This is a genomic window from Verrucomicrobiota bacterium, assembly GCA_016871535.1.
Taxonomy (GTDB): Bacteria; Verrucomicrobiota; Verrucomicrobiia; order Limisphaerales; family SIBE01; genus VHCZ01.
Genome location: VHCZ01000225.1, coordinates 1 through 9,871, shown reverse-complemented (window position 1 = coordinate 9,871; position 9,871 = coordinate 1). Strand labels below are relative to the sequence as shown.

Genomic DNA, 9,871 nt, shown 5'->3' with positions numbered 1-9,871 from the left:
CGATTTCGCTTTCTGGCTTCGTTTCTCCTCAGTCGCAGAGCCCTGGCTATGCTCCTTCGTCGTGCCTCGCCAGAAAGCGAAATCGCCTCCAGCAAAACCGGAATTTATTTTTGCACAGACCCTTAGGCTGCTTCAACGTTCGACTCCGGAAAGGGCGCGGAAGCAGCCTGAAGGCTGCGGTCCGGATGGTTTTCGGTTCATGGCCGCGCAGCGCAGGCGGTCTTCAGTCGATGCGGCGGCGCAGCAGCGCTGCCCTACCATCGACGGGTTCATGGGCCGAGTGCAGGTCCGAATGGAACAGGACATTTTCCAGGATGGCTTTGGCTCGGCAGGCCTCGCCCCACCGTCGTTGGCTGAGGATCGCGGGTGGATTGGAATTTCCTTTGGACGCAGCGCGCGAACCGGGGGTCCTTGCGGTCCCAATGCAATTCCTCTCTCTCCGTTTGCTCTGTTGGCGCCTGTGAAAAAGGCCTGAAGTCTAGTTCTACTCTCTGGTTCCTCTTTCTGGCGGCAAATGCCGTCTTCGCCAGATCACGTAGATGACCGGGTAGACTAGCAGCTCGAGGATCGCGGACGTCACGACGCCGCCGATCATGGGGGCAGCGATGCGCTTCATCACGTCGGCGCCGGCCTGAGTCGCGGGCGACCACATAATGGGCAGCAGTCCGAACAGGATCGCGCACACGGTCATGATTTTGGGGCGAATGCGCTGCACGGCGCCTTCGCGCACGGCGGCGTAGAGGTCAGCGAGCGAGTTGAGGCGGCCGGCGGCTTTGAACTTGTCCCAGGCGTGGTCCAGATACAGCAGCATGACCACGCCCGTTTCCGCATCCAATCCCGCCAGAGCGATTAAGCCCACCCACACGCCGACGCTGATGTTGTAGTCGAGCAGATACAAAAGCCAGAACGCGCCCACCAGCGAGAACGGCACCGCCAGCAACACGATGAACGTGCGCATGACCGAGCGGGTGTTCAGGTAGATCAACACGAAAATGATGAGCAACGTGAACGGCACCACGATGAGCAAGCGTTGCTCCGCGCTCTTCAAATACTCGAACTGTCCGGCCCATTGCATGTAGTAGCCGGGCGGGAATTGCACACGCTCGCGAATCCGCTCCGAAGCGCCGCGCACGTAACCCTCGATGTCGTCCGTGGTGATATCGACGAACACGAAACCGACCAGTTGCCCGTTTTCGTTCCGGATCGACGGCGGGCCGGTCTTGTAACTGATGTCCGCGAGCGCGGAAATGGGAATTTGCGGCCCGCCGTCGCCGGGACTTGTGTCGGGGTTTCGGGGTGACGGGGTAACTGGGTTGCTGGCCATCCCCGATACTCCGACACCCCCCATCCCCGACACATTTCCCCCCGGCGCAGCGACGAGGACACGCTTCAACGCATCGAGGTCCTCACGGAAATCGCGCGCGTAGCGCACGCTGATCGGATACCGCTCCCGGCCTTCGACGGTCATGGCGATGGTTTTTCCGCCAATGGCCGTCTCGATGATGTCATTGACGTCGCCGACCGTGAGGCCGTAGCGCGCCGCCGCCTGGCGATTGACGGTGAAGTCCAGGAAATAGCCGCCGGTCGTCCGTTCGGCGAAGGCGCTGCGCGTCTCTGGAAAATCCGACAACGCCTTTTCAATTTGCACTCCGACATCTTGAATCACGCCCAGGTCCGCGCCGAAAACTTTGATGCCCAGGATCGATCGAAAGCCCGTCGTGAGCATTTCGGTTCGTGTCTGAATGGGCATCCAGAAAATGTTTGCCATGCCCGGGGTTTTGATTTTGGCGTCCATCTCGGCGATGATCTTTTCCCAGGTCACGCCGGGCCGCCATTGGTCGGCCGGTTTGAGTGTGACCACGGTTTCGACCATCGAGAGAGGCGCGGGATCGGTCGGTGTTTCGGCCTGGCCGGCTTTACCGAACACGGTATCGACTTCGGGAATTTGGCGAAGCAAGCGGTCCTGAATCTGCAAAACTCGCATGGCTTCGTTGATCGAAATGCCGGGAACGGCCGTGGGCATGTAAAGAATGCTGCCTTCGTTGAGCGGCGGCATGAATTCCTTCCCGAACTTGTAAAAGGGAATCGGGTTGCCGAAGAAAATGTTCACGATCGGAACGATCGAGCCGACCAACACCAGGGGCACGGCCAGCAAGAGAACCAGCCAGCGTGCTTTGAGCGCAAGATTCACGAACGGCTGGTAAATCCAGATCAACAACCGGTTCACCGGATTCTTGATCTCCGGCGTGATCTTTCCGCGGATCAAGAGCACCATCAGCACCGGCACGAGCGTGACGCCCAGCATCGACGCGAAAAACATCGAGAACGTCTTGGTGAACGCCAGCGGCCGGAACAGGCGGCCTTCTTGCGCCATCAGCGAGAACACCGGTATGAAACTGACTGTGATCACGAGCAAGGAGAAGAAGAGCGGCCGGCCGACGCTTTTGGCGGCGGCGATGATGATTTCGGTGCGTTCGCGGTTGGTGAGAGTAGGTGTCGGGGTATCGGGGTGCCGGGGTGTCGGGGAATGGCCAGTTGTGGAGTTCTCCGATACTCCGATACTCCGATACTCCGATACAGCTTCTCTCCGCTTCCTCTCCTGCGCCTCCTCCAGGAACTTGTGCGCGTTCTCCACCATGATGATCGCGGCATCGACCATGGCGCCGATGGCGATGGCGATGCCTCCCAGCGACATGATGTTCGAGGTGAGGTCCAGCCCGTGCATCGGAATGAACGAGAGGATAATCGCAATCGGCAGCGTGAGGATGGCGACCAACGCTGAACGCACGTGCCAGAGGAACACCAGGCAAACCAGCGCGACGACGATGCTTTCCTCAATCAACTTCTCGCGCAGCGTCGCGATAGACCTACGGATCAGATCGCTCCGGTCGTAAGTCGTGACAATCTCCACCCCTTCAGGCAACGAAGGTTTAAGCTCCTCCAACTTGCGCTTGATGGCGTCGATGACCCGGAGCGCGTTCTCCCCGTAACGCATGACGACGATGCCGCCGACCACTTCGCCTTCGCCGTTGAGTTCAGCGACGCCGCGGCGAAGGTCCGGTCCGAGATGTACGCTGCCGACGTTCTTGATATAAACGGGCGTGCCGTCCACGACCTTAAGCGGGATGCTTTCGAGGTCTTCGATCTTTTTGATGTAGCCGCGGCCCCGGACGTAATACTCGGTCGAGCCGACTTCAAAAATCTTTCCCCCGACGTCGCTGTTCGACATTCGGATTTTGGCGACCACCTCGCTGAGAGGGATTCCGTACGCGGCAAGCTTGTTGGGATCGAGATCGACCTGGTATTGCTTAACGAAGCCCCCGACAGGGGCGACTTCGGCGACGCCTTTGACCGACTCCAGCGCGTAACGCAGGTGCCAGTCCTGGAACGAACGCAACTGCGCCAAGTCGCGGTTGCCGGATTTGTCCACGAGCGCGTATTCGAAGACCCAGCCGACGCCCGTCGCGTCGGGGCCGATCACCGGGTTGACCCCTTCGGGCAGCATGCCGCGCACCGCGCCCAGGTATTCGACGACGCGCGAGCGCGCCCAGTAAATATCGGTGCCGTCCTGAAAAATCACATAGACGAACGATTTGCCGAACATCGATTCGCCTCGGACGAATTTCACTTTGGGCGCGGCGATGAAGCGCGTCGAAATTGGATACGTGATCTGATCTTCGACGAGATCCGGCGAACGCCCCTCCCAGTCGGTATAAACGATCACCTGCACGTCGCTCAGATCCGGGATGGCGTCGAGCGGCGTTTGCCTCAACGCCCAGATGCCCCCGGCGATGCCCAGGATGGTGAGGATGACGATCAGAAACCCATTGCGCGCGCTCGCGCCGATGAGACGCTCGATGAGGGGTGAGTCGTCGGAGCGTGGAGCGTGTTCGGCGTGGAGAGCGATTGGAGTCTCGCTGTTCATGGGCGCGTTGTTTGGATCAGGAGCGTTTCGAGGGTCTGGAGCGTAGAGCGTGGAGCGTGGAGCGAGCGGTCGCGGAGGGAACCTCCGAGGCGCCCTCGCGGTCCGGTTTCCCCGTGCCGAGGATTTTCGATTCCGTCGGCTCGACAAAATACTCGGCAGGTAACTCTCTTAATTCACAGCCAGTTCCGCACCAAGATGGCGCGTCATCGATCATTTTCCTGAGTTGCCGGCAGATGTGGTCGTAATCGTCACGCAATTTGGCGTGCTTTTCGGAGGGCAGGTAGTTGCAGCGAAATGCAAAGTCCAGATGGACTTCGGTTTCAGCGGCCTCGCCATCGCTATCCGTGAGTTTGCTGGCAAAAGCAGCCTCGTAACGGCGGTTTCGCCAGGCCTCCGCCAGGTTTGTGCAGACTGACCGAGAGGAGCGGCGAATCTGGTCCGTGAGTGAGAATTTTTCGATTTCCGGAAAGCGCTTACTCAATTCAAAAATCTCCGTCGCTGACTCGAAAGCAAGCCTGTAAACGCGAAGATCCTTGTAGTCTGCAACTCTCATCATCTCCTCCTTTATTGGTCGGATTTTGCGAACAATGCCACACGTCCAGTTGCGTGTCCAGGTCGTCCGGGCGCTCCAAGAAGACGCGGCTTTCTACGCTCCCACGCTTTGACGCTCATGACGCTTTTCGTCGCTCACCACGACCTCAGCGCCCCTTGCACCTTCGCCTCGGCGTCGATCAGGAAGTTCGCGCTGGCCACGACGCGCTCGCCTTCTTTCAAACCCTCCTTCACGTGGTAAAGCTCGCCGAACTTTCGACCGAGTTCGACGAAACGCGGCTCTAATCGGCCTTCCCCTTTATCTACGAAAACAATGTTGTGCTTGCCTGTCGGCAGCACCGAGTGAAAGGGAATTGTCAGTCCCACGCCCAATTCCAGGGCCAACTCGACGTCCACATACATTTCGGGCCGCAACTTGAAGTCGGCGTTCTGAATGTCCAATCGGGCGCGCACCGTTCGTTTCGCTTCATTCATGAACGGGTCGACGAGCGCGAGCTTGCCCGCGAACTTTTCACCGGCGTGAGCCGAAGTCGTGATCGTGGCCGCCAGATTCGTTTTCAGAAGCGGCAATTCTTCCTGATAAAACTCGGCCCAAACCCAGACCACGGAGAGATCGGCCACATCGACCAGATGATCGCCGCTCATCACTTTGCGGCCTTGATCCACGCCGACGCTTTGCACAATCCCTCGAAACGGCGAATCCAGCGTCAACGTCTCGCTCGGCTTGCGGGTCCGTTCCAATTCCTCAAGCTGCTTTTCGGTGATGTTCCACAGGCGCAAACGTTGCCGGGCCGCGGCAATCAACCCTTCCATACTTTCGTGACCCGCGGAGACATTCGAGTCCTTTGCCTGGTCGCGCAACCGCAGCAGATCGGCGAGCTCGCGCTGGGAAGTGAAGAGGTCCGGGCTGTAAATCGTGACGAGCGGCTGATTTTTTTCGACTAACTCGCCCTTCGACGCGACGTAAAGCTTTTCAACGTAACCGTCCACGCGCGACACAAAATCCCAGTGCCGAAGTTTGTCGTAGGTGACGATCCCAACGGCCCGCACGGCCAATTGCAGCGGTTTGGTTTGAACCGGCGCATACGTGACGCCAATCAATTGCTGACGTTCGAGCGGCACCGTGAACTCGCCGGGTGTTGATGATTCAGGTGTTCCGTGCGCAGCCTGCTCCGCCAGCATTTTGGTGTGATCGTGCCCGCCCTGGGGCGGCGAGGCCCGCTTCTTGACGGGGGTCAAATCCATGGAGCAGATCGGGCATTTGTCCTTTGGGTTCTGCTTTTTGACCGAGGGATGCATCGTGCAGGTGTAGTAATCCACGTCGCCGCTCCCCGCCGCGGCTGCGTCCTTCTTCTTAACCGCCACCAAATCCATCGAGCAGATGGGGCACTTGGCTTTTGGGTCATGGGTTTTGACGGATGGGTGCATGGTGCACGTGTAGTAATCTATGTCGGCCGGCTTGCTTCCGGCGTTTTGCTTCGCACAGCCCACTGTAAGAAAAACGGCGCCGATCACGGTGAGCACAAGTGCCATAAACGAGTAACGTTTTCCGATGGAACGCCTCCCCTCACCCCTTCCCTCTCCCCCGCTGGGGGAGAGGGAAGGGGTGAGAGGGATTCCGAACGATGCGCGGGGCGTGAACAGGTCGGGTTGGAACAGGAGGCATTCTCGGACAGGACGTGTATCGGAGTGCCGGGGTGTTGGCGTGTCGGAGTGCTGGAGTGCTGGAGCGCGGGAGTGGAGTGGGGTGATTCGGCCAGTGGGCCGGCGCGCGAATGATTCGCGAACCAACCGGCACGCCCACACTCCGACACTCTGACACTCCGACGCCCCGATACGGAAAACACGTTCGATAGAGTTCATTGGACTCCTTTCTCATGGTGCGGCCCCGAACCCGGCGCGCGCTTCGGATCCGTGCCGACCACGGTTTCCAGCTCCGCCAGCGCGACGAGGTATTCGGTGAGGTGATGCCAATACATGGATTCGGTCTCCTGCAAGCTTCGTTGCGCTTCGATCAGATTCAGGAAACCGGTCTTGTCGGTCTGGTAACTCAACCGCGTGGCGTTGACGTTCTGTCGAGCCAGCGGAACGATCTTGGTGCGGAAAAGCTCCGTGTGATGGTGAAACGTTTCGATTCGCCGCAAATGATCGCGCACGCGGCCGAGCGTTTCCTGTTGCTTCGCCTCCAACTCCTGGCGCGCGCTCTCCAGGCCCATTTTGGCTTCTTCGATCGCCGCTTTGTACTTCTTGCGATTCAACCACGGAACACTGAAAAAGATGCCGGTGTCGTATTCGCGGAAATCCGCGCCGGACCCATTGAATTGCCGGGCTTCCACGCGCAGTTCGGGATCGGGAACCCATTCGCGCCGGGCCAGGTCGTAACGCGCCTGCGCGGCGGCGAGTTTTTGCTGAGCGATGCGCACGTCCGGCACATGGGACAGGGCCAGCGCCGGCACATGCCGGGCATCCAGGACATGCGCGGCAAAGGCCGGCGGAGCGGGCCGCCCCACCGCTTCGCTGACCTGACGATTCATCAGGACATTGAGCCGGGATTCGGCGTCGGAAATCTCGCGCTCGATATCAAAGCGAGCTTCCTCTTGTTTGGCCAAATCCGTTTCTGCCAGCAACACGTCGCCCTGGGTTTGGGCACCGACCGCGTATTTCGCGCGAGTAATTTCGACGAACTGCTGAAGCAACTGGACATTCTTCCGGTTCAGATCGAGTTGTTCGTAAGCATTGGCCAAACGGTAGAAAGCCGTGCGCACCTGAGCCGCCAGGCTGAGTTCCACCCGCCGCAGTTCCTCGAACGTCGCTGCCGCTTCGGCAGCGGCGGCTTGAGCGCGTTTCCGGTTCTTGCCGGACAAAGGAATCGCTTGCGAGACCATCCATTCCGCGTCCGACACCGTGTTGAACCGGGTCGTGCCGGATCGCTCCACGTCCACGCCGACCTTCAAGTCATCCCACGCGCGAGCTTGGGGCACGCGTTGCTTCATGGCTTCCCAGTCGGCCCGCGCGGCTTTGAGGGAGGGGTTGTTGCTCAACACTTCGGAAACGATTTGCGGGAGGGAAAGGGCGTTGGCGGGGCCCGCTGAGGTGTCGCTCGCCTGAGCAACATTGACTCGTGCGAAGATTACGAGAAGGAGCGTGAAACGAGCCGCCAGGTTTTGAAGCGCACCAGTCCTTCCGCCTTCGCAGCACGCCATAGCGCCGCTTCGGCGCGACGGCGGCTGGGGCTTTTGATCCGCCGGGCAGGTCCAAAAGCGGACAACCTGCGCCGACGCCAGCACAAAGCTGAGAAGCGCGGCGCAGATGGCCCTCGCGGCTGGAGCAACGCGCGTGCAGCTCAAAGTCGAAATTTCAAATTCGAAATTTGAAATCACTTCTTGGCCTTGCTCAACTTCGCTGTGAACTTGGCGGCGTTCTTGTCGAAGTCCTTCTTGCAGTCCTTGCAGCAGAGCTTGATCTCCTGTCCATCATGGATGAACACGAACGGTTCGCCCATGCTGTCCAGTTTTTCGTCAGAGACGACGCAGAGCTGCAACGGATAAGGCTTCACCTTCTTTGCCGCCTCGTCGATCTTGGCGACAAACTTGGCCGTGTTCTTGTCGAAGTCTTTCCGGCAATCTTTGCAGCAGAGTTTCACTTCGCGGCCCTCGTGCACGAAGACAAAAGGTTCGCCCATGCTGTCCAGCTTCTCGTTGGAAACGACACAAAGGTTGAGAGGGTAAGGTTTCGCCTTTTTTTCGGCCTTCTTGTCCGCAGCCAGGAGGCCCGCAGAACTGCCCAGGAGCGCCGTCAGAAGTACAGTGAGAGGGAATGATTTGATTCGTTTCATAATTAGTTATCGACCTGTTAGATGTCCGAACGTTATACGCGTATTCCCTCAAAATCACTCGAATTATTTTTGAGCATCGCGGATTCACGACAATTCGTGAAATTCGTGGCTTCCCATGGAACCGTTCCTCCGGACCGTGGCCTTTAGGCCGCTTCAACGCTGGACTCCGGCGAGTGCGCGGAAGCAGCCTAAAGGCTGCGGTCCGTGCAGTTTTCGGTTCATGGGGCGAGAGCAGGCTCCCGATAGTGGTCATCCGTTCAGCCAAAGATCAACTGGCCTGGAAGCTTTGGCGTGGAAAGGCAGCGGGACTTTTTGGCCGGTCCGCGCCGAGCGATACGCGGCATACATGATTTCAAGCACCGCGCGCCCGTCTTCGCCGGTCACAAGCGGTGGCTTGTCTTCGCGGACGCATTCGATGAAGTGTTTCAGTTCCTGGGGATAACCTTGATTGAACGCCTCCTCAAAAATCGTAAACGACCAGCCCTTCGTCGAGCCCGCCTTTTCCATCGCATAACCGTAGCCTTTTTCGCTGTAAGTGAGCGCGGAGTTGCCGACAAAAAGATCCGCATAAATCACGCCGCCGGTTCCATAGACCTCCACGCGATCGTCCATGCCGCCGTGTTTGGCCCAACTGTTCTCCGCGATGCCAATGGCGCCGCCTTCAAATTCCACCGTGCACACCGAGTTTTCTTCGGCGCGCGTCCGGCCTTTGTGGATCAAGCCGTTTTGCATGTGGGCGTAAACCGAGACCGCTTTGGGGCGCCCGCCTAGCATCCACCGAAACCAGGCGATGCCATGGCAGCCCATGTCCATGAGCGCGCCGCCGCCGGATTGGTTGATGTCGTAAAACCAATCGCTGTGCGGGCCGGAATGTTTCTCGCATTGGCGCATCTGGAAAATCGTCCCCACGGCGCCCTCATTGACGAGCTTGCGCACGCGCTCGTATTTCGGCGCGAAGCAGAGTTCCTCCGCGTACATTAGTTTTCGATTGGCGCTCTTGCATGCCGCGATCATTTCGTCGGCTTCCTCCAGCGTCACGGCGAACGGTTTCTCGATGATGATGTGCTTGCCGGCTTTAACGGCGCTCAGGACCGCGCGGTGATGCAGAAAGTTGGGCACGCAAATATCCACCACTTCGCAGCCGGACTCGGCGATCGCTTTGTCCAGGTCGTTAAAGGCACGCGGAATTTTGTGTTTGCGGGCGAACGCCTCGGCTTTTTGGGCATCGCGCGTATAAACTGCGACCACTTCTGCGTCCGGCACGAAACGGTGGTACGATTCCATGTGGATGTCTGCGATGAACCCGGCGCCGAGGAGAGCCACTTTTGTCTTCGCCATGCGCGGGATAGTAGGACAGGCATCCTGCCTGTCAAACGATCAGGCGATGACGGCGACAAGATCGAATCTACAGTTCAACCCACGAAACACACTAAGGGTCTGTGCAAAAATAAATTCCGGTTTTGCTGGAGGCGATTTCGCTTTCTGGCGAGGCACGACGAAGGAGCATAGCCAGGGCTCTGCGACTGAGGAGAAACGAAGCCAGAAAGCGAAATCGCCCC

At 58.9% G+C, this 9,871-nt stretch carries 6 protein-coding genes; all 6 read right to left on the bottom strand.

Annotated features, from left to right (window positions below; all coding sequences use genetic code 11):
- Window positions 1-484: 484 nt before the first annotated feature.
- The 6 genes from FJ398_21700 to FJ398_21675 all read right to left on the bottom strand — a co-directional run bounded on the left by FJ398_21700 (window position 485) and on the right by FJ398_21675 (window position 9,650).
- Window positions 485-3,925 carry an efflux RND transporter permease subunit gene (locus tag FJ398_21700; protein ID MBM3840526.1) on the bottom strand — a complete coding sequence of 1,147 codons (3,441 nt, stop codon included), beginning with the start codon at window positions 3,923-3,925 and terminating at the stop codon, window positions 485-487.
- A gap of 16 nt (window positions 3,926-3,941) precedes the next feature.
- Entirely contained in the window at window positions 3,942-4,481 is a 540-nt protein-coding gene (locus FJ398_21695) for a four helix bundle protein (GenBank protein ID MBM3840525.1), read from the bottom strand.
- A 131-nt stretch (window positions 4,482-4,612) separates the two neighbouring features.
- Window positions 4,613-5,851, bottom strand: a complete 1,239-nt coding sequence (locus FJ398_21690) for an efflux RND transporter periplasmic adaptor subunit (GenBank protein MBM3840524.1) — start codon at window positions 5,849-5,851, stop codon at window positions 4,613-4,615.
- A gap of 485 nt (window positions 5,852-6,336) precedes the next feature.
- On the bottom strand, window positions 6,337-7,824 hold the full coding sequence (locus FJ398_21685) for a TolC family protein (GenBank protein MBM3840523.1): 1,488 nt from the start codon (window positions 7,822-7,824) through the stop codon (window positions 6,337-6,339).
- Window positions 7,825-7,853: 29 nt separating this feature from the next.
- Entirely contained in the window at window positions 7,854-8,312 is a 459-nt protein-coding gene (locus tag FJ398_21680; protein MBM3840522.1) for a hypothetical protein, read from the bottom strand.
- Between the two features lie 249 nt (window positions 8,313-8,561).
- A complete protein-coding gene (locus FJ398_21675; protein ID MBM3840521.1) occupies window positions 8,562-9,650 on the bottom strand; it encodes a Gfo/Idh/MocA family oxidoreductase in 1,089 nt (362 codons plus the stop codon).
- Between the last annotated feature and the right edge of the window lie 221 nt (window positions 9,651-9,871).

Coding starts and splice junctions, on each gene's coding strand:
- FJ398_21675 (MBM3840521.1), bottom strand. CDS start 9,650: ATGGCGAAGACAAAAGTGGCTCTCCTCGGCGCCGGGTTCATCGCAGAC.
- FJ398_21700 (MBM3840526.1), bottom strand. CDS start 3,925: ATGAACAGCGAGACTCCAATCGCTCTCCACGCCGAACACGCTCCACGC.
- FJ398_21695 (MBM3840525.1), bottom strand. CDS start 4,481: ATGATGAGAGTTGCAGACTACAAGGATCTTCGCGTTTACAGGCTTGCT.
- FJ398_21690 (MBM3840524.1), bottom strand. CDS start 5,851: ATGGATTTGGTGGCGGTTAAGAAGAAGGACGCAGCCGCGGCGGGGAGC.
- FJ398_21680 (MBM3840522.1), bottom strand. CDS start 8,312: ATGAAACGAATCAAATCATTCCCTCTCACTGTACTTCTGACGGCGCTC.